This is a genomic window from Rhodococcus daqingensis (genome assembly GCF_042665615.1).
GTDB lineage: Bacteria > Actinomycetota > Actinomycetes > Mycobacteriales > Mycobacteriaceae > Rhodococcus_G > Rhodococcus_G daqingensis.
In genome coordinates this window covers 201,998-225,345 of record NZ_JBHTCS010000022.1, presented here as the reverse complement: position 1 = coordinate 225,345, position 23,348 = coordinate 201,998, and the positions used below count along the sequence as shown (strand labels likewise).

The following is a 23,348-nucleotide window of genomic DNA, read 5'->3' as shown; positions in this document are numbered from 1 at the left end:
GTCGCTCGAGAGTGACCGCCTGACTCAAACCGAGCCGACGCTCACCGCATCGGCTGCGGTCGCGGGCCCACCGATCGACCCGTACACGTGCCGGGTCCCGATGGGCACGATCAGCGGCCGGTCGGAGACGGGGTCCTCGATGACCCGGGCCTCGAGCCCGAACACCTCCAGGAGCAGCTCCGCCGAGATCACCTCGCTCGGTGTGCCGGACGCGACGACCGCGCCCTCGGACATGACGATCAGCCGGTCGCTGTACCGGATCGCGAGGTTCAGGTCGTGCAGCACCATCACCACCGTCCGTCCGAGTTCCTCGTGCATCCGGTCCACCAGGTCGAGGACCTCGATCGAGTGCGCCAGGTCCAGGTACGTGGTCGGCTCGTCGAGCAGCAGGATGTCGGTGCCCTGGGCGAGGGCCATCGAGATCCAGGCGCGCTGGCGCTGGCCGCCGGAGAGCTGGTCGACCGGTCGGTCCGCGAGCTCGGACACCCCGGTCAGGGCGAGCGCCCTGGCCACCTCGCCCTCGTCGTCGGCGGACCACTGCCGGATCCAGGACTGGTGCGGATGCCGTCCGCGGGCCACGAGGTCCGCCACGGTCAGTCCCTCCGGCGCGACGGGTGCCTGGGGCAGCATGCCGAGGGTGCGCGCGACGTCCTTGGTCTTGAGGCTCGAGATGGCCTTGCCGTCGAGCAGCACCTGACCGGACTTCGGTTTGAGCAGCCGGCCCAGCGAGCGGAGGAGGGTGGACTTGCCGCAGCCGTTGGGACCGATCACCGTCGTCACGACGCCGGTCGGGATCTCCAGGTCGAGACCGTCCACGATGATCCGGTCGCCGTAGCCGACGGTGAGGGCTTCGGCGGCGAGCCGCGGTGCGGAGTGCTCGGCCGCGAGTCGCGGCGCGCTGTGCTCGGTGGTGAGCTCGCTCATCAGACCGACACCTTTCGATTGTTGCGGACGAGCAGATACAGCAGGAACGGTCCGCCGAGCGCCGAGGTCACGATGCCGACCGGGAGTTCGACGGGAAGGATGGTGCGCGCGATGACGTCGCTGCCGATCACCAGCACGGCCCCGGTCAGGCCGGACGCCAGGATGGGCGGACCGGCAGTCCTCAGCATCCGGAGCGCGAGCTGCGGCGCGCACAGCGCGACGAACCCGATCGGTCCGACGGCCGCGGTCGCGATGGCGGCGAGCGCCACGGCGGCCAGCAGCAGGGTGGCCTGGCCGGCCTGCAGTCGGATGCCGAGCGAGCGGGCGTTGTCGTCGCCGAGACGCAGCGCGCCGAGGGTGAAGGACGAGATCAGCGCGATCGTGCCGACCACGGCGACGCCGATCGCGACCGGCCAGACCTGCGCCCAGTCGCTGCCGTTGAGAGATCCGTTGAGCCAGACCTGCGCGCGGGCGACATCGTTGATGTCGGCGGAGATCAGCATCCACTGGATCGCGGCGATCAGCATGGCGTTGAAGCCGATACCGATCAGCACCACCCGGTAGCCCTGCACTCCGCCCCGCCAGGAGAGCGCGTAGATGACGACGGCGGTCACGATGCCACCGACCAGCGCCGCGATCGGGATCCCGAGCACGGCGAGCAGTCCCACGAAGCTGCCACCGCCGGCCAGCACGATGAGGGCAACCGCGGCGGCACTGGCTCCGGCGGTGATGCCCAACAGGTCCGGGCTGGCCAGGGGATTGCGCAGGATGGACTGGGTGATCGCGCCGGAGATGCCCAAGGCCAATCCGGTGAGCAGCGCGGTGAGCGAGCGCGGCAACCGCAGATCCATCACGATGAACCGCTCGACCTTGGTGCCGCCGCCGAAGAGGATCTCGGCGACGGTCGGCACCGAGATCGCGAAGTCGCCGCGGCCGATGTTGATGCACAGCAACAGGAATGCGGCGCCGAGCAGGGCCATGGTGATCGCGAGCATGACGGTCCGGCGGACCAGGGAGACCGGCCCGACCCGGAAGGCCGGGCGCGAGGGCACGGTCGTGGGGAGTTCGACCTCGTCGTTCATCAGGCTCACAGCGACACCAGCTTTCTGCGCCGGACGAGCGCGACGAAGAAGGGTGCACCGAAGAGCGCCAACACGATTCCCACCTGGAGTTCGCCCGGGCGGACCACGACGCGGCCGATCACGTCCGCGAGCAGGACCATGATGGCGCCGATGATGCCGGCGTAGGGCACCAGCCAGCGGTAGTCCGGGCCGGTGATCGACCGGGCGACGTGGGGTACCACCAGCCCGACGAACGCGATCGGGCCGCAGGCCGCGGTGGCGGCGCCGGTAAGCAGGGTGATCGCGACGATGCCGATGGTCCGGCTCAACACGATGTTGGTGCCGAGTCCGCGGGCGACGTCGTCGCCGAGGCTGAGCACGTTCAGGCTCGGGGTGCTCGCCATCGCGATCAGCGCGCCGATCACCAGGAACGGCAGCACCTGCCAGAGCACCTCGGGGCCGCGCCCGGCGATGGAGCCGACGACCCAGAACCGGTAGCCGTCGAGGCTGGTCTGGTCGAGCAGGATGACCGTGTTGGTCATGGCGCTGAGGAACATGGCCACCGCGGCACCGGCGAGCGCGAGGCTCAGCGGGCTCGACCTGCCGTTGCCGATCGACGAGATGCCGAACACGACGATGCTGGCGGCGAGGGATCCGGCGAAGGCGAACCACAGGTACTCGTTCGGCCCGGCCAGTCCGAACAGATAGATCGAGAGCACCACGAAGAAGGCGGCGCCGCCGTTGAGCCCGAGCAGCCCGGCGTCCGCGAGCGGGTTGCGGGTGTGGCCCTGGATGAGGGCGCCCGCGATGCCGAGCGCGATGCCGACGGCGATCCCGAGCGCGGTCCGCGGCGCCCGCAGGGTCCGCACCACCAGGTCGGTGTCGAGTCCGGTCGGGGTGAACAGGGCGTGGAAGATCTCGGCGAAGGTCATCGGCCGGGCGCCGACGGCGATGCTGGCGAGGGCCGCCGCGGCGAGCAGCAGCACCAGGAGCGCGAGCCCGAGCAGGCGACGCCTGCGGGTCGCGGCCATCGAGGTGTCGCGACGGATCGGGGTGAAGCCTTCCGCGGCCGCGGTGTTGAGCCGGACCACCTCGGCGCCGGTGCGGGGGAGCAGGGCCCGCCGGGTGCCGAGGGGCTCGCCGGTTTCGGCGTCCCGGGTGACCAGACCCAGCCAGCCCTTGCCGACGCTCTGGCCGGTGGCGCCCTCCCTGGTGCCGCGGTTCCAGATGAGCAGGGCGAGCGCGGTGATCAGCGCGACTGCGCCGAAGACCGCGCGATCCATCTGGCCGCCGCCGTTGTCGTCGCGCAGGGAGTCGACGACGAACCAGCCGATGATCAGGGGGAGCGCGACCACACCCAGGTCCGCGAGGGCGGCGAGCAGTCGACGCTGGATCGGTGCCGGCCCGCTCGGGACCTCCAGCGACCCGTAGATCTCGGTCGGGTGGGTCCCCCGGGTCGCGGTCGGCTCGGGGCGAGCGGCGACCGAGCCGGGTGGGGGTGTGGACGTCACGGTCGGTGCTCCTGATCGGCGGGGCGCAGGTTGAGAGATTTAGGTTACGGAACCCTATCCCCGGCCGGGGGTCCGGCTCCCTGTCACCCGATAGTGATGGTTAGGCTAACCTACATTCGAAGCCGGTCGACATCTGGCCGTCCTGTGCAGATGGGGTGACCCGCTAGCGGTCGCCCTGTGCAGACCTCTTCGAGTTGTCCGAACGTCGCCGACCCAGGAGTGAGAGAGCATTGTCATCCATCGCAGCGCCCCCGATCGCAGTGTCATCGACCGCCGCTTCGGTGAAACCGGCAGGCGGTGACCCCTTCGCCGCACTCGAGGACTCGTGCAGTCGCCTGCGCGGCATCTATCCGGAGTATCCGCGGGTGTACGCCGTCGCGCTGATGGCCGATCAGGGCAAGCGTCGATGGTGGTCCGCCGCCGAGGGGATCTGGGGGGACCGCGTCGAGCGGATGGTCGAGCGGGCGCTGGCGGATCTCGGCGACCGTGAGGCGGCGGCCGCCTCGGTGGCCACCGCCCTCATTCACGCGGTGATCGGCCGGGTCGCCTCCCTGGTGGTGTTGGAGGGGCGGGCCTGGGATCCGGGCCTGGAGAACCTGTGGCTGCACATGGACAGCGACGGCTGTATCGACTGGGCCGGGGTGAGCGACCCGGTGCTGCGAGTGCTGCCGGGTGATCGTTGGGCCGGCACGCCCGCGGCGGTGACGCTGCCGTGCGAGGGCGCCCTGCTGGTGTGGACCGCGCACCGCGCTCGCATCGCGCTGGTCGCGATCTTCGATGCCCTGGACCTGATCGTGCCGCTCGATCGATCGCGCCTGTGGGCCATGGTCGGCGAGGCGATCCTCGGTGCGGCGACGCTGGTGCCGATCCTCGGCGGTGTCGGCGAGTCCGTTGCGATGCGCCGCGGTCAAGGCCTGCTCGACGCCTTCGAGGGCGCGGGGGTGCCGGTCCGGGCGCGCGCCGACCGGACGGCATTGCGGCGCGGTGCCGTCGCGGCGCTTGCAAGTTAGGTCAGGCTTGCCTATAGTTCTCCTCGGAACGTGAATGATCGGACCGCGCCGGAGTCCTGAGGGCTGCAGTGACTCCCGGTCCTTCCCCGCGACGGGCCCCATACCTTCGGGTGTGGGGCCCGTCGGCATTTCCGGCGAAAGGTACATTCACTCGACCGGCCGGCAACCACGGAGTGTGAAATGAGCAGTGCGTCCCTGAGTGATCTGTCGGGAATGGATCCCGCGACGGCAACCCCTTTCCTCAACAAGGGATTCGGTGCGGTGCTCGGCCTCGAGTACACCGAACTGAGCGGCGACCGGGTGCGCGCCCAGTGGACCGTGCGTCCCGAGCTGTACCAGCCGGCCGGCATCATGAACGGCGGCGTGCACTGCGCCGTCGTCGAGACGCTGGCCAGCATCGCCGGCAGCATCTGGCTCGGGGACCGGGGGCACGTCGTCGGCGTCAACAACAACACCGACTTCCTGCGGGCCACCCGGGACGGAGTCCTGTTCGCGGAGGCGACGCCGGTGCACCGAGGCCGAACCCAGCAGCTGTGGCAGGTCGCCGTCGTCGACGAGCGCGACCGGCTGGTCGCCAAGGGTCAGGTGCGTCTCGCGAACGTCACGGACACGGACCGGCTCGGCAGCTAGGGGAGCCTCTCCCTTGGCGTAGCGGTGCCGGCACGGCGTCAACCTCACCAAGCTGCGCGCGGTGGCCAAACGCCTCAAGACCCAGCACGACCTCGCCGGTCAGCTCTGGGGGACCGGCGACACCGCGGCCCCTCTCCTCGCGATCCTGATCAGCCGTCCCAAGGCGTACACCGCGTCCGAGTTGGACGGCATGCTCCGCGACGCGCGCGTCCCCAAGGTGCACGGCTGGCTCATCAGCTACGTCGTCAAGAAGAATGCGCACGTCGAAGAACTTCGCACCGCGTGGTTCGCCGACTCCGACCCGGTCGTCGCCAGCGCCGGGTGGGCGCTGACCAGCGACCGCGTGGCGAAAGCCCCCGACGACCTCGACCTGCCCGAACTGCTCGACCTCATCGAGGAACACATGAAGGACGCGCCGGATCGCCTGCAGTGGGCCATGAACGAATGCCTCGCGACCACCGGGATCCATCACCCCGAGCACCGTGCCCGCGCGATCAGCATCGGCGAACGTCTCGAAGTGCTCAAGGACTACCCCACTCCGCCCAATTGCACGTCCCCCTACGCGCCGATCTGGATCATCGAGATCGTCCGCCGCCGAACGCACGGGTAGCCGCACCGCGGCGGCACCCCTGTGCCGTGCCAAGGAGTTACACACCGCCCAGCGGCCTGGCGATGACGGGCCACGAGTGCTTGAAGTCGTCCTGCCAGTAGCCCCACGAGTGGGTGCCCGAATTGCGGAGGTGGAAAGTTGCCGGGATGCCCAGCTCGTTCAACCGGTTCTGCAGATTGTGCGTGCAGTAGTTGATTGCGGCTTCGATGACGCCGCCGACGACGATCTGGTTGGCGAGGCCATAGGGACCGGGAAGGGCGTGCGGGTTGTTCAGGGTTTCGTATTGTCCGGGCAGTCCGTTGCCGGTCGAGATGTACAGGCTGAGCCCGCGCAGCTTCTCGGCGTTCACGTAGGGGTCGTTCGCCACCCACATCGGGTCGTCGGGCGGGCCGTACATGTTGAGGACGTCGCCCCCACCCCAGGTCTCGACCGTGACCTCGACGAAACTCCGGCCGAGGGGGTCGCTGGTCTGGGCGCAACCGCTGTACGAGGCCACGCCCTTGTAGAGGCCGGGCGTGGACTCGGCCAACGCGAGCACTGAGGTCGCCGACGACGACAGGCCCGCAATGGCGTTGTCGCCGTTGGTTCCCAGTCCGGCGTCGATGATGGGGGGCAGCTCCTCGGTGAGGAAGGTCTTCCACTTGTTGAGCCCGAGCACCGGATCGGCCTGCTTCCAGTCGGTGTAGTAGCTGAATGCGCCACCGATCGGTGTCACAACGTTGATGTTCTCGGGAGCGAGGAACTCGAGGACGTCGGTAGTGAGCCCCCATTGCGCATCGTCCACTCCGCCTCCCGCTCCGTTGAGCAAATACAGGACGGGGCGCTTCTGGTTGGTGTCGGCCGGCCGCTGTACCTGCACGGGGAACGTCTGCATCATGGATGTCGAGTACACGTGGATCGTCAGATGTCGATCATCGGTGAGCTCGACGGTGTCCACGTACGACCCGTTCGGCGCCTGCGCGGCGGCGAGCAACGCACCGGTGTCGATGATCGGGTCCGCAGCCGCGGTACCCCCTCCCGCCGGCGGGAGCATCGACATCAGGGCAGCAAAAGCTGTCGTGATGATTCGCGACGTTGGCCGACTCATCTGCAGACTCGCCTCACGGTATCGAGGGTCGATGTTGCCCGCGGTGAAAATGGTAGACCGACTCGTCACCTGAGGGTCGTACACAAGCTCGGATTGCCGCACCTGTCCGGCTTGTCGTCGGGATTCCCGGCGGCAGTCGGGTTACCTGGATCGCAGCGCTGAACCGTAATGAGGATCGCCTACGGCAAATTGCGCACGTCGGGCTCGACTATTGCCAAGAAACGGCAGCCCACCTTCTAGGCACCTAAATCAACCTGGAGTACATAAACTGTACCGAAACATGAACCTTCATAGGGGTAGAGTTGATAACCGCGCAGGGATTTCGATTTCTCCGCTGACCCAGGTCAGAAGATGAATCGATCAAATCGATGAAGAACATCTGCATCTCGTCAGATCGGCAGCTTTGATCATGAAACGCATAACCCTAGGCGCCGCGGTGGCCGCCGCCGCCGCAGTCCTGCCGATGCTTGTCCTTCCCGGAACCGCGACTGCGGCCAGCGCCCGATTCTACGGTGGCGAAGAACAGCTCGGCGTCATCATCGAATCCGATTACTCGAATGAATACTGCGAGATGCTGGTCGGCGCCAATGTGAGTAAGAGCGGCTACACGGACGGGCACGGTTATCTCTCCCTGAATGCCCTCGCTTCCGCTGGTCAGTACACCGTGAGCGCTCGATGCGAGCACTCGGGTCACCTAGGATCCCAGTCGGTGACGGTCGAAGCAGATCCATATGATGAGGGGGGTCCCTTCTCCGGCACCGGCCAGGCCAACGTCGGCAGCATCGGCGCCGCAATCGAAGACGTCCACGAGTTTCTCCTCACCGGACGCCTGCCGTCCTGACCGCGCGCACCATCGGCATGCATCCGCTGCCGAATCGCAACTCGCCGACCTGGCGCTTCGCGCCGGCGGATGACGCGCCGCCGGCCGATTACACCCTTCAGTCGGCGCCAGCCGCGTCGTCGGTCCTCGTCAGCGGAGGAACTCGGCCGCCCGGTCGGCCAGATCGAGGACGGGCTGCGGCAGGATGCCGAGCATCACCGTCACGGCGGCACACAGGCAGATCGCGGCGGCGGTCGCGGTTCCGGGCATCACGACCGTTGTCGCTCCGGATGCAGGCTGTGCTGTCTGGTCGCTCCGCAGGCTCCGCTCCTGTGGCTCAAAGAAGTACATCAGGACGATGACCCGTACGTAGAAGAAGGCCGCGATCGCGCTGCTGACCACGCCGACGATGACGAGGGGAACGGCCCCGCCCTCGGCGGCGGCCCGGAACACCGCGAACTTTCCGACGAACCCACTGGTCAACGGGATTCCGGCGAAGGAGAGCAGAAACAGGGCGAAGACCGCGGCGAGCAGCGGCGAACGTCGGCCGAGGCCGGCCCAGCTCGACATGTCCGTGGCCTCGCGGGTGCTGCCGCGGACCAGTCCGACACAGGCGAAGGCGCCGAGTGTGCTGAACCCGTAGGCGAGCAGATAGAACATCGTGGCCGACAGGCCCGCATCGTTGCCCGCGATCAGGCCGGTGAGGATGAATCCGGTGTGCGCGATCGCCGAGTACGCGAGCATTCGTTTGACATCGGTCTGCGTGATCGCCAGCACCGAACCGATCACCATGGTCGCGATGGCGATGCCGGAGAGCACCGGCCGCCAATCCGCGCGCAGCTCGGGCACGGCGACGTAGAAGATGCGCAGCATCGCACCGAACGCGGCGATCTTGGTGGCCGCCGCCATGAAGGCGGTGATCGGGGTGGGAGCGCCCTGATAGACGTCGGGTATCCACGAGTGGAACGGCACCGCGCCGACCTTGAACAGCAGGCCGACGGAGAGCAGTCCGGTACCGAGCAGTGCCAGCACGGGGCGTTGCCCGCCGTCGTCGGCGATTGCGTCGGCGATGCCCCCGAGCCGCACCGTGCCGGCGTAGCCGTACAGCAACGCCACGCCGTACAGGAAGAACGCCGACGAGAACGCGCCGAGCAGGAAGTACTTGAGGGCGGCCTCCTGCGAGAGCAGTCGACGATGTCGGGCGAGCCCGCAGAGCAGGTAGAGCGGCAGGGACAGCACCTCGAGGGCCACGAACATGGTGAGCAGGTCACCCGCGGCGGGAAACAGCAACATCCCGCCGACCGCGAACAGTGCCAGCGGGAACACCTCGGTCTGCGTCACCCCCGCCCGAGTGGCCTCCAGCTCGTCCACACTGCCGGGGACGGCGGACGCCTGCGGGGCGAAGGCGTCCATACCCCCGACGCCGGCACCGGGGGTCCGGACCGCGGCGCCCGGTGCCGCCTCCGCCCGCAAGACACTCCGCTCGGCGATCAGCAGCACCGCGAGGATCGACACCAGCAGGATCGTGCCCTGCAGGAACAGGGTGGGTCCGTCCACGACCACCGCACCCAGGGCGGCGGTGCCGTGATCCCCCCTCAGCAGCACGACCGCGACGAATGCCGCGCCCAGGCCGCCCAGACTGAGCACCAGGTGGCTGGTCAGGCGGCCCCGGCTGGGCGCGAACGCCTCGACGATCACCGCGACGACGGCCACCCCGAACACGATCAGCATCGGCGCGAGCCGGCCGTACTCGATCTCCGGCGCGGGCAGGGACGCCACCTGTGCGAGGGCTTCGTGGGACCTCATCGGTGCGCACCTCCGGGGTTGTCCTGATCGGCGACGTAGCCCGTGATGTGCGGGCCGGTCGGTGCCGGGTCCTGCTGGCCGATGGTGGTCATGATCTGACTCACCGCGGGGTTCACGATGTCGAGGACGGGTTTCGGATAGAAGCCCAGCACAAGGAGCAGCGCGATCAGCGGCGCCACGACCGCGATCTCGCGAGGGACCAGATCGCGGATGCGCTCGTTGCCGCTGCGTACCGGGCCGGTCATCACGCGTTGGTAGAGCCACAGCACGTAGATCGCGGCCAGCACCAGCGCGCTGGCGGCGATCAGCGCGGCGACCGGGTACCGGGTGAAAGTGCCGACCAGGACGAGGAACTCGCTCACGAACGGCGCCAGCCCGGGCAGGGACAGGGTCGCGAGACCGGCGACGAGGAAGGTGCCGGCCATCACCGGGGCGACCTTCTGCACGCCGCCGTACGCGGCGATGGCCCTGGTTCCCCGGCGGGAGACGAGGAACCCGGCCACCAGGAACAGGGCCGCGGTCGAGATGCCGTGGTTGACCATGTAGAGCGCCGACCCGGCCTGCGCCTGACTGGTCATCGCAAAGATGCCCAGGATGATGAACCCGAAGTGCGAGATCGACGTGTAGGCGATCAACCGCATCACGTCGGTCTGGCCGATCGCCAGCACCGCGCCGTAGACGATGCCGACCACCGCCAGCGTGGCGATGACCGGCGCGAAGTACGCGGACGACTCGGGGAACAGTTGCAGGCAGTAGCGCAGCATGGCGAACGTGCCGACCTTGTCGACGACGGCCATCATGAGCACCGCGGTGGCGGGGGTGGCGGCGGTCGCCGCGCCCGGCAGCCAGGTGTGGAAGGGCCACAGCGGCGCCTTGACCGCGAAGGCGAACATGAAGCCGAGGAACAGCGCATGGAGAACGCCGGGATCGACGCCGAGCCCGCCCGTGGACGCGGCGGCGACGATCTCACGGAAGTCGAAGGTGCCACCGGGGAACGGACTGCCCGCGCGAACCGTCACCACATACAGTCCGATGACCGCGGCGAGCATGATCAGTCCGCCGAAGAGGTTGTACAGCAGGAACTTCACCGCAGCGCGGGATCGGGCCGGGCTGTACCGCCCCGTCGTTTCGCCCGTCTCACTCCCGCCGAAACCGCCGATGAGGAAGTACATCGGGATCAGCATCGCCTCGAAGAACACATAGAACAGCAGGACGTCGAGGGCGCTGAACGCCATCATCACCATCGACTCGACCACCAGTATCAACGCCACATAGAAGTGGATCCTGCGCCTGCCGGCCGGATCGGGCTCCGCCACGTCGTTCCATCCGGCCAACAGGAGCAGCGGGACGAGCACGGCCGTCAGCAGCACCATCACCAGCGCGATCCCGTCCAGCCCGAGCGTGTACCGGGTGCCGAAGGCAGGGATCCAGGCGTGCGACTCGACGTACTGGTACTGCGCGCCGGCCGGGTCGAAGCCGACCGCCACCGAGACGGCCACGACGAGCACCACGAGCGCGGTGCCGAGCGCGAACGACCGGGCGAGGCGGTGCCGGTCCGGGGGCAGGCAGAGGACGGCGGCGGCGCCGACGAGCGGTGCCACCCAGATCGCGGTCAACCACGGAATGCTCATCGCAGACCCACCAGCACCATCGTCGCGGCCACCGCGCCCGCACCCGCGAACATGTACAGGGCGTACGTCCGGACGAATCCGGTCTGCAGGCGGCGGATCCGGGACGAGGCACCACCGATCGCCGCGGCCAACCCACCGACCGCGCCGTCGATTCCCCTGCCGTCGACGTACCCGAGCCACCGCGTGAGATGTTGGCCAGGTCGCATGAACACCGCCTCATTGACTGCGTCGCCGTACAGGTCCCTGCGGGCCGCGACGGTGAGTGGGGAGACCGCGGTGGGTGCGACCTCGGGGATCTCCTGCCCGGCGTGCTGCCGGTAGGCCACCGCGACCCCGGCGAGCACCACCGCCAGGGTGGTCGCGGTGATCACCCACACGGGGATGGCGAGCTCCGGATGGTGGGTACCGACCACGGGTTCGAGCCAATGCTGCAGTGCTCCACCGAAAGTCAGGAGGGCGCCGGAGGTGACCGAACCGATCGCGATGAGGATCATCGGCCACGTCATCACGCGGGGCGACTCGTGGGGGTGGGCCGCGGGTGCCCACCGCGGCTGTCCGAAGAACGTCAGCAGCATCACCCGCGTCATGTAGAACGCGGTGATACCCGCCCCCAGCAGCGCGGCCGAGCCGAGAATGATGCCCTCGGTGCCGCCCGCACCGAACGCCGCCTCGATGATCTTGTCCTTCGAGAAGTAGCCGGCGAACGGGGGGATGCCGAGGATCGCCAGGTAGCCGAGCCCGAACGTGACGAACGTGATCGGCATGAACACCCGCAAGCCGCCGTACCGGCGCATGTCGGTCTCGTTGTTCATGCCGTGCATCACCGACCCGGCACCGAGGAACAGTCCCGCCTTGAAGAATCCGTGGGTGAGCAGGTGCATGATCGCGAAGGCGTATCCCGCCGGCCCGAGCCCCGCGGCCAGCACCATGTAGCCGATCTGGCTCATCGTCGAGGCGGCCAACGCCTTCTTGATGTCGTCCTTGGCGCAGCCGATGATCGCGCCGAACAGCAGGGTGACCGCACCGACGGTCACCACGGCGAGCTGTGCACCCGGCGCCAGATCGAAGATCACATTGGACCGCACGATGAGGTACACGCCCGCGGTGACCATCGTGGCGGCGTGGATCAGCGCCGACACCGGTGTCGGGCCCTCCATCGCGTCACCGAGCCAGGACTGCAGCGGCACCTGGGCCGACTTGCCGCAGGCCGCGAGCAGCAGAGCCAATCCGATCGCGGTCACCGCCGACTCGCTCACCTCGGGTGCCATCGTGAAGACGTCGCCGAACCCGATCGAACCGAACGTCGCGAACATGATCATGATCGCGACGACCAGGCCCATGTCGCCGACGCGGTTGACGACAAAGGCCTTCTTCGCCGCGGTCGCGGCCGCGGGCTTGAACTGCCAGAAGCCGATCAGCAGGTAGGAGGCCAGGCCGACGCCCTCCCAGCCGACGTACAGGCCGAGGTAGTTGTCCGCCAGCACCAGGAGCAGCATCGCGGCCAGGAACAGATTGAGGTAGGCGAAGAATCGTCGCCTCTCCGGATCGTCCTTCATGTAGCCGACCGAGTAGACGTGGATCAGCGAACCCACCCCGGTGATCAGCAGCACGAAGCAGACGGACAGTTGGTCCAGTTGGAGCCCGAAGTCGACCTGTAGGCCGGCGGCGGGCACCCAGCTGAAGAGATTCTCGTGGACCACGCGGTCGGCGGTGTCGCGGCCGAGCATCTGGGCGAAGAACACGACACCGACGGCGAACGACGCCAACGCCGTCGCGCAGGCGAACAGATGACCCCACCGGTCGGTTCGCCTGCCGCCGAGCAGCAGCACGGTGGCGCCCAGCAGCGGCAGTGCGGGCAGCAGCCAGATCCCCCCGGACACGTCAGTACCTCAGGAGGTTCGCGCCGTCGACCGAGGCCGAACGTCGGGTACGGAAGATGGTCATGATGATCGCCAGGCCGACAACGACTTCCGCCGCGGCGACCACCATCGTGAAGAACGCGAAGACCTGGCCGTCGAGGTTGTCGTGCATCCGCGCGAACGTCACGAAGGCGAGGTTGCCTGCGTTGAGCATCAGCTCGATGCACATGAACACGACGATGGCATTGCGGCGGGTGAGGACGCCCGCCGCGCCGATGGTGAACAGCAGGGCGGACAGATACAGGTAGTTCTCGGGGTTCATCTCGTGCCCTCCTCTCCGAACGTCTCCGACTCGGGTGCCGCGATGTCTCGTTGCCGCAGAACGCGACTGACCGACGACGGGTCGAACGACCCATCCGGTAGCAGTGCGGGCATGTCGACCGCATTGCTGCGCGCGTAGACACCGGGACTCGGCAACGGGGTCACGCGACTGCCGTCGGTGACCCCCTCGCTCCAGCGGCGGACCCGTTCACGCGAGAGTTCCCGCTGATCCGCCCGGGGACCGAACCGCTCGCGATGCGCCAGCACCATGGCGCCGATCGTCGCGGTGATCAGCAGCGCGCCAGTGAGTTCGAATGCCCACACATAGCGGATGAAGATGAGTTCCGCGAGGGCCTCCACGTCGCCGACCGGACGCTCGGACCGATCGGCGGCGACCCCGCCCCAGACGACGGTCGCGTTGCCGATGGCGGCGATCAGCAGCACCCCGAATCCGAGACCGGCCGCGATCGCGGCGACCCGTTGTCCGCGAAGCGTTTCCACCAGCGAGTCGGAGGAGTCGACGCCGATGAGCATGAGGACGAACAGGAACAGCATCATCACCGCGCCTGTGTAGACGACGACCTGCACGACGCCGAGAAAGAGCGCGTCCTGGGCGATGTAGAAGACCGCGAGGACGATCATGGTCAGCGCGAGGAAGATGGCCGAATAGACGGCCTTGGTCGCGCACACGACGCCGAGGGCGCCGATCACGGCCACCACGGCGAGGATCCAGAACTGGACCGCCTCGCCCGTGGACGTGCGTTCGAGGGGCTCGGCGGCGAATTGCGCCGCGACTGCGACCGCGTTCACGGGTGCGACCCTCCTTCCGCGCCTGTGTTATCGGGGCGCTCCGCCGGCTCCGCGCCTGTGTTATCGGGGCGCTCCGCCGGCTCCGCGCCTGTGTTGTCGGGGACCGTGCCGAGGTAGTAGTCCCGGTCCGTGCTCCCCGGCTGCATCGGGTGCGGCGGCTCCTCCATGCCCGGCTCGAGCGGCGCCAGGAGTCGGTCCTTCTCGTAGATCAGCCCTGCCCTGTTGTCGTCGACCATCTCGTAGTCGTCGGTCATGGTCAGCGCCCGGGTCGGGCACGCCTCGATGCACAGGCCGCATCCGATGCACCGCAGGTAGTTGATCTGGTACACGCGGCCGTATCGCTCACCGGGTGAGTAGCGTTCGGATTCGGTGTTGTCCGCGCCCTCCACGTAGATGGCGTCGGCGGGGCAGGCCCAGGCGCACAGCTCACACCCGATGCACTTCTCCAGACCGTCCGGGTAGCGGTTGAGCTGATGCCTGCCGTGGAAGCCGGGGGCGGTCGGCACCTTCTCCTCGGGATAGAACTCGGTGTTGGGCTTCTTGAACATCGTCTGGAAGGTCACGCCGAATCCCGACAGGGGACCTAGGAACGGTCCCTTCTGGTCGCTCCGCGGGCTACGCTCCTGTGCCATCGTCGCCCTCCTGGGTGGTGGCGCCCGTGGGCACCGGTGTCCGGCGGAACGCGGGCAGCGTCTGGCCGGGTAGCGGCGGAACCGGGAACCCGCCTGCCATGGGGTCGAACGGCTCCTCGAGGGGTGGCGCGATATGGCCCGCGGGCTCGGCCGAGGGCTTCTGCGTGGACCGGAGCCGGCGCCACAGCAGGACGAGCGCGACCAGTGCGACGGCCGTCCCCGCGCCGAAGAGGAAGACCGGCAGGGAGCCGTACCCCTCGTTCCGCAGTGCCCGCGCGGTGGCGACGACCATGACCCACAGCAGCGCGGCCGGGATCAGGATCTTCCAGCCGAGATTCATGAACTGGTCGTACCGAAGGCGGGGCAGCGTGCCGCGCAGCCAGATGAAGAGGAACAGGAAGCCCCACACCTTGGCGGTGAACCACAGCAGGGGCAGCCATCCGGAGTTCGCGCCGTCCCACAGGTTCAGCGGCCACGGTGCGTGCCAGCCGCCGAGGAACAGCGTGGTCGCGAGCGCCGAGACGGTGGCCATGTTGATGTACTCGGCGAGCATGAACATGGCGAAGCGGAGCGAGGAGTACTCGGTATGGAAGCCGCCGACCAGTTCGCCCTCGGCCTCCGGCAGGTCGAAGGGCGCGCGGTTGGTCTCGCCGACCATCGAGGTGACATAGATGAGGAACGAGGGCAGCAGTAGGAAGACGTACCAGGTACCTTCCTGCGCGGCGACGATGCCCGAGGTGGCCATCGTGCCCGCCCACAGGAAGACCGCGGCGAACGCCAATCCCATCGCGACCTCGTACGAGATGACCTGTGCCGTCGAGCGCAACCCGCCCAGCAGCGGGTAGGTCGAGCCCGACGCCCACCCGGCGAGCACGATGCCGTACACGCCGACCGAGGTGACCGCGAGGATGTACAGCACGGCGACAGGTAGGTCGGTGAGTTGCAGCGGAGTCTGGTGGCCGAGGATCGACACCTCGGGACCGAACGGGATCACCGCGAACGCCATGAAGGCGGGCACCACCGCGATGATCGGTGCCAGGAGGTAGACGGGCCTGTCGACGCCGCTCGGGACGATGCCCTCCTTCAGCGCCAGCTTGATGCCGTCGGCCAGGCTCTGCAGCGTTCCCTTGGGCCCGACCCGGTTCGGCCCGACCCGCATCTGCATCCAGGCCAGCACCTTGCGTTCGACGAGGATCGCCAGCAGGGGCGTCAGCACCAGGAAGGCGAAGACCGCCACGGCCTTGCCGAGGACCAGCCACCACGGATCGTGGCCGAACGCCGACAGGTCTGCATACCCGGTGTCCATCACCGCTCCGTTCCGGTTGTCGCGGCGTGGATGCGGACGACGCCACCGGGGAGGGTCGCGAGCTCGCGGAACACCGCGGACCCGGGCGAGTTCAGCGGCAGCCACACCACCCGGTCCGGCAGGTCCGTGATGGCCAGCGGCAGGGTGATCGCCCCCCGGTCCGTGCTGACGGTCACCGGATCCCCGTCTCCGGCGCCGATCTCGGCCGCGGTGACGGCGGACAGGCGCACCACCGGCGCACGGGCGGTGCCCGCGAGATGAGGCTCCCCGTCCTGCATGCGACCGGCGTCCAGCAGCATTCGCCAGCCGGCGAGGACGGCCTCGCCCGGACCGGGCCGGGCCGGCTCCCCGGGCGCGACAGTCGGCGGGGCGGGCGCCTCACCGTCCCACCGGCCGAGCCGGGCCAGCTCCGCCCGCGCGGAGGCGGCATCGGGGAGGCCGAGCCGCACGCCCATCCGGTCGGCGATCGCGTCCAGCACCCGCAGGTCGGGCATGGCGCCGGTACCGTGCAGCGCCGCGTCGAAGTCCCGCGGGCGTCCCTCCCAGTCGAGGAAGGTCCCGGCCTTCTCCGCGACAGGGGCGACGGGGAACACCACATCGGCGCGGTCGGTGACCTCGCTGCGGCGCAGTTCCAGGCTGATCACGAACCCCGCCGCCTCGATCGCGGCGAGGGCGGCGCGCGGGTCGGCCAGATCGCCCGGCTCCACCCCGCCGATCACCAGCGCCCCGAGCCGGCCGTCCCGCGCGGCGGCGAGGATGTCCGCGGTGTCCCTGCCCCGCGCCGCAGGCAGGTCCGTGCACCCCCACGCCTGCGCCACCTGGCGTCGGGCCGCCGCGTCGGCGACGGGTCGGCCGCCCGGGAGCAGCTGGGGGAGGGCGCCCGCCTCCAGCGCGCCCCGGTCGCCCGCCCGACGCGGCACCCACACCAGCCGGGCACCCGTGTGATCGGCCAGCCGGACGGCGGCGGACAGTGCGCCGGGAAAGGCCGCCAGTCGCTCGCCGACCATGATCACCGCACCCGGCTTCCGCAGCAATTCCGACTCCCGCAGCGCGTCGAGCGCCGCCGCTTCGGTGCCCGGCGCGGCCTGCAGCAGACTGCCCGACATCTTCTCCAGGCCCCGGCTGGCGTACGGCGCGATCGACTGCACCACGAGGGTGCCGCGTCGCGCGGCCTTCCGCAGCCGCAGGTAGACGATCGGTGACTCCTCCTCGGGCTCGAACCCGACGAGCAGCACGGTCGGTGCGTTCTCGAGGTCGTGGTACGACACGGTCACCCAATGGCGTGCGGCCAGGAAGTCGGCCTCTTCCGCGGAGTGCGGCCTGCTACGGAAGTCGATGTCGTTGGTGCCGAGCACCACCCGCGCGAACTTCGCGTAGGCGTAGGCGTCCTCCAGGGTGGACCGGCCGCCCACCAGGACGCCGGTACCCGTAGCGACTGCTTGCAGGTCGCTCGAAACAACACCACCACCGGCCGAGCTCAATCCGCGTGCCGCCGTCGCCAGCGCCTGCGGCCAGGACGCGGGCACGAGCGTGCCGTCATCGGCGCGGACCATCGGTGTGGTGATGCGATCGGGCGCGGTGGCATAGGTGAACGCCCACCTGCCCTTGTCGCAGTTCCATTCCTCGTTGACCGCCGGGTCGTCGCCCGCCATCCGGCGTACCACCGTGCCGCGCCGGTGATCGGTGCGCAGGTCGCACCCGCTCGCGCAATGCTCGCAGGCGCTCGGACTGGACACCAGGTCGAACGGTCGGGCTCGGAACCGGTACGCCGCGCCCGTGAGCGCACCCACCGGGCAGATCTGCACGGTGTTGCCGGAGAAGTAGGACTCGAACGGCTCCTTGGCGTAGATGCCGACCTGCTGCAGCGCGCCCCGCTCCAACAGGTCGATGAACGGGTCGCCCGCGATCTGCTGGGAGAATCGGGTGCACCGCGCGCAGAGCACGCACCGTTCCCGGTCGAGCAGGACCTCGGAGGAGAGTGGAATCGGTTTGGGGAAGGTGCGTTTGACCCCGCCGAACCGCGATTCGGTGCGGCCGTTGGACATGGCCTGGTTCTGCAGCGGGCACTCGCCGCCCTTGTCGCAGACCGGGCAGTCCAGCGGGTGGTTGATCAGCAGCAGTTCCATCACTCCCCGCTGCGCCTTGTCCGCGACCGGCGAGGTGAGCTGGGTGTGGACCGCCATGCCGTCCGTAACGGTGGTGGTACACGAGGCGAGCGGCTTTCGCTGGCCCTCCACGTCGACCAGGCACTGGCGGCAGGCGCCGACCGGGTCGAGCAGCGGGTGGTCGCAGAACCGCGGGATCTGGATGCCGACCATCTCGGCGGCGCGGATCACCAACGTGCCCTTGGGAACCGCGATCGGGACACCGTCGATGGTGGCGGACACGAGGTCCTCGGGCACCGGCAGTTCGGTCGCGTCGTCGTTCGTGTTCACCGTCATCAGATGTGTCCTCTCGGAAGGAGAGTGGACCGTTCCGGCTCGAACGGGCATCGGCCGAGCTCGAAGTGCGCGAGGTACTCGTCACGAAAATGCTTGATGGAGGACATGATCGGGCTGGCCGCGCCGTCGCCGAGGGCGCAGAACGACTTCCCGAGGATGGCGTCGGAGATATCGAGCAGCTTCTCCAGGTCTGAGTCGGTGCCGTTGCCTGCCTCCAGGCGTTCGAGGATCTGGACCAGCCAGTAGGTGCCCTCTCGGCAGGGGGTGCACTTCCCGCAGGACTCGTGCTCATAGAACTCGGTCCAGCGCAGCACCGCTCGGACCACACAGGTGGTCTCGTCGAAGATCTGCAGGGCCTTGGTTCCGAGCATCGAGCCCGCGGCCGCGACGTGCTCGTAGTCCAGGGGGACGTCGAGGTGATCGGCGGTGAAGAGGGGGGTCGACGATCCTCCCGGGGTCCAGAACTTGAGCCGATGCCCGGCCCGGACGCCGCCCGCGTACTCCAGCAGTTCGCGCAGGGTGATGCCCAGCGGCGCCTCGTACTGTCCCGGCCGGGCGACGTGGCCGGACAGGGAGTACAGCGTGAAACCGGGGGACTCGGTGCTGCCCATCGAGCGGAACCACTGTGGCCCGCGCAGGATGATCGGCGGGACGCTCGCGATCGACTCGACGTTGTTGACCACGGTCGGGCTCGCGTACAGGCCCGCGACCGCCGGGAACGGCGGACGCAGCCGGGGTTGGCCGCGGCGGCCCTCCAGCGAATCGAGCAGTGCCGTCTCCTCGCCGCAGATGTAGGCCCCCGCGCCCGCGTGCACCACCAGATCCAGGTCGTAGCCGGAACCGAGGATGTTCCGGCCGAGGTACCCGGCGTCGTAGGCCTCGGCCACCGCGGCTTGCAGCCGACGCAGCACCGGAACGACCTCGCCGCGCAGGTAGATGAAGGCGCGGCTCGCGCGGATGGCGTACGCCGCGATGATCGCGCCCTCGATCAGGGCGTGCGGGGTGGCCAGGATGAGCGGCATGTCCTTGCAGGTGCCGGGCTCGGACTCGTCCGCGTTGACGACCAGGTAGTGCGGTGGCGCGGTCGGGTCGTCCTGTTGCGGGATGAAACCCCATTTCGTGCCGGTGGGGAAGCCGGCACCGCCTCGCCCACGGAGCCCGGAGTCCTTGACGGTCCCGATCACCTGATCGGGATCCATGCGCAGGGCCTTGTCCAGCGCCCGGTAGCCGTCGTGGCGGCGGTATGTGTCCAGCGTCCAGGATCTCGGGTCGTCCCAGTATCTGCTGAGGACCGGGGTCAGGGGGGTGGGGGCGGCGGCCGGGTCCGCGGCATCGGCCGGTGGTTGGTCCGCCTCGTCGGGGGAGATGGCGGGCTCGGGTGGTGGGGCGGCGGCGGGTGCCTCCATCCCCAGTTCACGGGCGATCCGCAGGCCGACCACGGTGGGATCGCCCGCGCCGCCGCCGGCCTCGAGTGCGCCGGGCCGGCCATCCGGGAACCCGGCCAGGATGCGCGCGGTCTCGCGGAAGGTACACAGTGGCGCGCCCCTGCTCGGGTTGACCTGGTCGCCCGCGCGCAGGCCGTCGACGATCCCCCGTGCCGTGTCCGGGGTCTGGTTGTCGAAGAACTCCCAGTTGACCATCACGACCGGGGCGAAGTCGCACGCCGCGTTGCACTCGATGCGCTCGAGGGTGATCTTGCCGTCGTCGGTGGTGTCGCCGTTGCCGACGCCGAGATGCTCCTCGAGTGCGGCGGCGATCGCGTCGCCGCCCATGATCGCGCAGAGCGTGTTGGTGCAGACCCCGACGTGGAACTCGCCCGTCGGGTTGCGACGGTACATGGAATAGAAGGTCGCCACCGCGGTGACCTCGGCCCCGGTGAGACCGAGTTGCGTTGCACAGAACTCGATTCCGGCCGGGGTGATGTGGCTGTCCTCGGCCTGGACCAGGTGCAGCAGGGGCAACAGTGCCGAGCGGGCCGCCGGGTCCTTCGGCGCCTGTCCATATCGCGCGATGATCTCCGCCGCGTCCGCCGCCAAACGGGCGTGGACGTCGGCCGGGTAGGAGGCGCGCGCGCCGGGGCGGACCAGCTGTCCCTTCTCGTCCGGGCGTGGTCCGAGTTCGATGAAGATCCGTCCGGCGGTGCCGGCCGGACCGCTCACGGCGATGTTGTTCGCCCGCTCGTCGTTTCGTCCCTGCAACATCAGCGATCAGCTCCGCCCATGACCGGATCGATGCTGGCGACCGAGGCGATGACATCGGAGACCATCCCGCCCTCGCACATGGCCGCCACGGCCTGAAGATTGGTGAACGACGGGTCCCGGTAGTGGACCCGGAACGGGCGGCTGCCGCCGTCGCTGACCATGTGCACGCCCAACTCGCCGCGGGGCGACTCGACCGACACATAGACCTGTCCCGCCGGTACCCGGAGCCCCTCGGTGACGAGCTTGAAATGGTGGATGAGCGACTCCATCGACGTCCCCATGATCGTGCGAATGTGGTCGGGGGAGTTGCCCAATCCGTCGCTGCCGAGGGCGAGATCGGCAGGCCAGGCGATCTTCTCGTCCTCGACCATCACGGGGCCGGGCCGCAGCCGGTCGAGGCACTGCTCCACGATCTTCAACGATTCCGTCATCTCGTCGACCCGGATCCGGTATCGCCCGTAGCAGTCGCAGCCGGTGTCCGTGACGACGTCGAACTCGTAGTTCTCGTAGCCGCAGTACGGTGCGCTCTTTCGCAGGTCGTGGGGGAGGCCGGTGGCCCGCAGGACCGGACCGGTCACACCGAGCGCCATGCAGCCGGTCAGATCGAGATAACCGATGCCCTCGGTGCGGGCCTTCCAGATGGCGTTGTCGGTGAGAAGCGACTCGATGTCCCGCAGTCGTTTCGGCAAGATCGTGAGGAGGTCCCGTACCTTCTCGACCGCACCGGGCGGCAGGTCCCGGACGAGGCCGCCGGGGCGGATGTAGGCGTGGTTCATACGCAGGCCGGTGATCGTCTCGAAGACGTCGAGGATCAACTCGCGCTCGCGGAACCCGAAGAGCATCGGGGTGATCGCGCCGAGCTCCATCCCGCCGGTGGCCAGCGCGACCAGGTGGGAGGAGATCCGGTTGAGTTCCATCAGCATGACCCGTATGACGCCCGCCCGCTCGGGGATCTGTTCGGTGATGTCGAGAAGCCTCTCCACCCCGAGGCAGTACGCGGTCTCGTTGAAGAACGGGGAGAGATAGTCCATCCGGGTGACGAAGGTGACGCCCTGGGTCCAGTTGCGGTATTCGAGGTTCTTCTCGATCCCGGTGTGCAGGTACCCGATTCCGCAGCGTGCCTCGGTGACGGTCTCGCCCTCGATCTCGAGGATGAGACGGAGCACGCCGTGCGTGGACGGGTGCTGAGGACCCATGTTGACGACGATGCGTTCGGGGCCTTCAGGAGCGGAGCCTGCGGAGCGACCAGTGGACGCTGCTCCGGTGGTGGACACGACCTCGTCCCAGTCCTGGCCCGTGACGGTGATGCTCTGGTCGGCGTGCTTCATCAGCTGTACGCCCTCCGCTCGTCCGGCGGCGGCACCTGCGCGCCCTTGTACTCGACGGGGATGCCGCCGAGCGGATAGTCCTTGCGCTGCGGATGGCCCTGCCAGTCGTCGGGCATCTCGATGCGGGTCAGGGACGGATGGCCGTCGAACACGATGCCGAAGAAGTCGTAGGTCTCTCGCTCGTGCCAGTCGTTCGTCGGGTACACCTGGTACAGCGACGGCACGTGCGGATCGGTCTCGGGCACCGACACCTCGAGCCGGATCACGCGCCCCAGGGTGATCGAGCGGAGTGGGTAGACCGCGTGCAGTTCCCGGCCGGCATCCTCGGGGTAGTGCACACCGTTGACGCCCAGACACAGCTCGAATCGGAGGTCGGGTTCGTCGCGCAGGGTCCGGGCGACCAGCGGCAGGTGCCCGCGCCGCACATGCAAGGTCATCTCGCCCCGGAAGACGACGACCTTCTCGATGGCCTCCAGGTACCGCACTCCGGCGTCGGTGAGCGCGGCTTCGAGGGCGTCTGCGACCGCGTCGAAGTAGCCGCCGTACGGGCGGGTGGCATGCTCGGGCGCCGTGACCGGGCGAACCAGCCGACCGTAGCCGGAGGTGTCGCCGGTGCCGCGCACCCCGAACATGCCGCGACGCACACCGATCAGTTCCTCGTCCTCCGGATGCTCCGACGGCACAGCGCCTTCCGGGCCCACGGTCGCCTCCGCGTCGACCCGCCGGGCATCGTCGTCGCGATCACTGTCCTTGTGGGTCACCGGAGCAGACCCCCGGGGGTGCCGAGTTCGAACGTCGGGGTGGAGGCGAGGGCGGCCTGCTCGGCTGCCCGGACCGCCTCCTCGCGGTTGACACCCAACGGCATCTGCTGGATCTTCTCGTGCAGCGCGATGATCGCGTTCAGCAGCATCTCCGGCCGCGGCGGACAGCCGGGCAGGTAGATGTCCACGGGAACGACGTGATCGACGCCCTGCACGATCGCGTAGTTGTTGAACATGCCGCCCGAAGACGCGCACACCCCCATCGCCAGGACCCACTTCGGTTCGACCATCTGGTCGTAGATCTGCCGGAGCACCGGGGCCATCTTCTGGCTGACCCGTCCGGCGACGATCATCAGGTCGGCCTGCCGTGGCGAGGCTCGGAACGCCTCCATCCCGAAGCGGGCCAGGTCGTAGCGACCCGAGGTGGTGGCCATCATCTCGATCGCGCAGCAGGCGAGGCCGAAGCTCGCCGGCCAGAGGGAACCCTTGCGGGCGAAACCCGCGAGCCCCTCGAGCGTGCTCAGCAGGAAGCCGCTCGGCAGTTTCTCCTCGAGACCCATCTCGCCACTCTTCTCAGTTCGGATTTCGCTTGAGATGGC

General features: G+C 68.8%; 19 protein-coding genes and 1 pseudogene. 4 read left to right on the top strand and 16 right to left on the bottom strand.

What is annotated here, in order from left to right; all coding sequences use genetic code 11:
• Window positions 1-24: 24 nt before the first annotated feature.
• Genes ACFQS9_RS18765 through ACFQS9_RS18755 form a run of 3 tightly spaced genes read right to left on the bottom strand, consistent with a single transcriptional unit; the run spans window position 25 to window position 3,418 of the window.
• Window positions 25-924 carry an ABC transporter ATP-binding protein gene (locus tag ACFQS9_RS18765; RefSeq protein WP_378407406.1) on the bottom strand — a complete coding sequence of 300 codons (900 nt, stop codon included), beginning with the start codon at window positions 922-924 and terminating at the stop codon, window positions 25-27.
• Window positions 924-2,006, bottom strand: coding sequence for a FecCD family ABC transporter permease (locus ACFQS9_RS18760; RefSeq protein WP_378407524.1), 1,083 nt, complete (start codon window positions 2,004-2,006; stop codon window positions 924-926). Before ACFQS9_RS18760 ends, ACFQS9_RS18765 begins: the two co-directional genes overlap by 1 nt.
• Window positions 2,007-2,011: 5 nt before the next feature.
• A complete protein-coding gene (locus tag ACFQS9_RS18755; protein ID WP_378407523.1) occupies window positions 2,012-3,418 on the bottom strand; it encodes an iron chelate uptake ABC transporter family permease subunit in 1,407 nt (468 codons plus the stop codon).
• 359 nt (window positions 3,419-3,777) lie between these two features.
• On the opposite strand from ACFQS9_RS18755, the gene ACFQS9_RS18750 reads away from it, so the two are divergent.
• From ACFQS9_RS18750 to ACFQS9_RS18740, 3 genes and pseudogenes are all read left to right on the top strand, one after another.
• Window positions 3,778-4,506: a hypothetical protein gene (locus ACFQS9_RS18750; protein WP_378407404.1), complete on the top strand. Its 729-nt coding sequence runs from the start codon at window positions 3,778-3,780 to the stop codon at window positions 4,504-4,506.
• A 180-nt stretch (window positions 4,507-4,686) separates the two neighbouring features.
• Window positions 4,687-5,136, top strand: a complete 450-nt coding sequence (locus ACFQS9_RS18745) for a PaaI family thioesterase (protein ID WP_378407402.1) — start codon at window positions 4,687-4,689, stop codon at window positions 5,134-5,136.
• A gap of 31 nt (window positions 5,137-5,167) precedes the next feature.
• Window positions 5,168-5,746 (top strand): annotated as a pseudogene (locus tag ACFQS9_RS18740) (DNA alkylation repair protein); the annotation flags it as partial.
• A gap of 37 nt (window positions 5,747-5,783) precedes the next feature.
• Here ACFQS9_RS18740 and ACFQS9_RS18735 read toward each other — a convergent pair.
• A complete protein-coding gene (locus tag ACFQS9_RS18735) occupies window positions 5,784-6,785 on the bottom strand; it encodes an alpha/beta hydrolase (protein WP_378407400.1) in 1,002 nt (333 codons plus the stop codon).
• Between the two features lie 484 nt (window positions 6,786-7,269).
• Between ACFQS9_RS18735 and ACFQS9_RS18730 the strand changes: the two genes are divergently transcribed.
• Window positions 7,270-7,674: a hypothetical protein gene (locus ACFQS9_RS18730; protein ID WP_378407398.1), complete on the top strand. Its 405-nt coding sequence runs from the start codon at window positions 7,270-7,272 to the stop codon at window positions 7,672-7,674.
• A gap of 129 nt (window positions 7,675-7,803) precedes the next feature.
• Here ACFQS9_RS18730 and nuoN read toward each other — a convergent pair whose 3' ends face one another.
• The 12 genes from nuoN to ACFQS9_RS18670 are packed head-to-tail and all read right to left on the bottom strand — an operon-like array spanning window position 7,804 to window position 23,309.
• On the bottom strand, window positions 7,804-9,459 hold the full coding sequence (gene nuoN / locus ACFQS9_RS18725; RefSeq protein ID WP_378407396.1) for an NADH-quinone oxidoreductase subunit NuoN: 1,656 nt from the start codon (window positions 9,457-9,459) through the stop codon (window positions 7,804-7,806).
• Complete coding sequence (locus ACFQS9_RS18720) at window positions 9,456-11,090, bottom strand: NADH-quinone oxidoreductase subunit M (RefSeq protein ID WP_378407394.1); 1,635 nt, start codon at window positions 11,088-11,090, stop codon at window positions 9,456-9,458. Before ACFQS9_RS18720 ends, nuoN begins: the two co-directional genes overlap by 4 nt.
• A complete protein-coding gene (gene nuoL / locus ACFQS9_RS18715) occupies window positions 11,087-12,970 on the bottom strand; it encodes an NADH-quinone oxidoreductase subunit L (protein WP_378407392.1) in 1,884 nt (627 codons plus the stop codon). Before nuoL ends, ACFQS9_RS18720 begins: the two co-directional genes overlap by 4 nt.
• Window position 12,971: 1 nt before the next feature.
• Entirely contained in the window at window positions 12,972-13,271 is a 300-nt protein-coding gene (gene nuoK / locus ACFQS9_RS18710) for an NADH-quinone oxidoreductase subunit NuoK (RefSeq protein WP_378407390.1), read from the bottom strand.
• Window positions 13,268-14,080: an NADH-quinone oxidoreductase subunit J gene (locus ACFQS9_RS18705; protein ID WP_378407388.1), complete on the bottom strand. Its 813-nt coding sequence runs from the start codon at window positions 14,078-14,080 to the stop codon at window positions 13,268-13,270. Before ACFQS9_RS18705 ends, nuoK begins: the two co-directional genes overlap by 4 nt.
• A complete protein-coding gene (nuoI, locus tag ACFQS9_RS18700) occupies window positions 14,077-14,712 on the bottom strand; it encodes an NADH-quinone oxidoreductase subunit NuoI (protein ID WP_378407386.1) in 636 nt (211 codons plus the stop codon). The genes ACFQS9_RS18705 and nuoI overlap by 4 nt, the downstream gene beginning before the upstream one ends.
• Entirely contained in the window at window positions 14,696-16,018 is a 1,323-nt protein-coding gene (nuoH, locus tag ACFQS9_RS18695; RefSeq protein ID WP_378407384.1) for an NADH-quinone oxidoreductase subunit NuoH, read from the bottom strand. The genes nuoI and nuoH overlap by 17 nt, the downstream gene beginning before the upstream one ends.
• Complete coding sequence (locus ACFQS9_RS18690) at window positions 16,018-18,459, bottom strand: NADH-quinone oxidoreductase subunit G (protein ID WP_378407382.1); 2,442 nt, start codon at window positions 18,457-18,459, stop codon at window positions 16,018-16,020. The genes nuoH and ACFQS9_RS18690 overlap by 1 nt, the downstream gene beginning before the upstream one ends.
• A complete protein-coding gene (nuoF, locus tag ACFQS9_RS18685; RefSeq protein WP_378407380.1) occupies window positions 18,459-20,660 on the bottom strand; it encodes an NADH-quinone oxidoreductase subunit NuoF in 2,202 nt (733 codons plus the stop codon). Before nuoF ends, ACFQS9_RS18690 begins: the two co-directional genes overlap by 1 nt.
• Window positions 20,660-21,988, bottom strand: coding sequence for an NADH dehydrogenase (quinone) subunit D (gene nuoD, locus ACFQS9_RS18680; RefSeq protein WP_378407378.1), 1,329 nt, complete (start codon window positions 21,986-21,988; stop codon window positions 20,660-20,662). The genes nuoF and nuoD overlap by 1 nt, the downstream gene beginning before the upstream one ends.
• Window positions 21,988-22,749, bottom strand: a complete 762-nt coding sequence (locus ACFQS9_RS18675) for an NADH-quinone oxidoreductase subunit C (RefSeq protein ID WP_378407376.1) — start codon at window positions 22,747-22,749, stop codon at window positions 21,988-21,990. The genes nuoD and ACFQS9_RS18675 overlap by 1 nt, the downstream gene beginning before the upstream one ends.
• Entirely contained in the window at window positions 22,746-23,309 is a 564-nt protein-coding gene (locus tag ACFQS9_RS18670) for a NuoB/complex I 20 kDa subunit family protein (RefSeq protein ID WP_378407374.1), read from the bottom strand. Before ACFQS9_RS18670 ends, ACFQS9_RS18675 begins: the two co-directional genes overlap by 4 nt.
• Window positions 23,310-23,348: the final 39 nt, after the last annotated feature.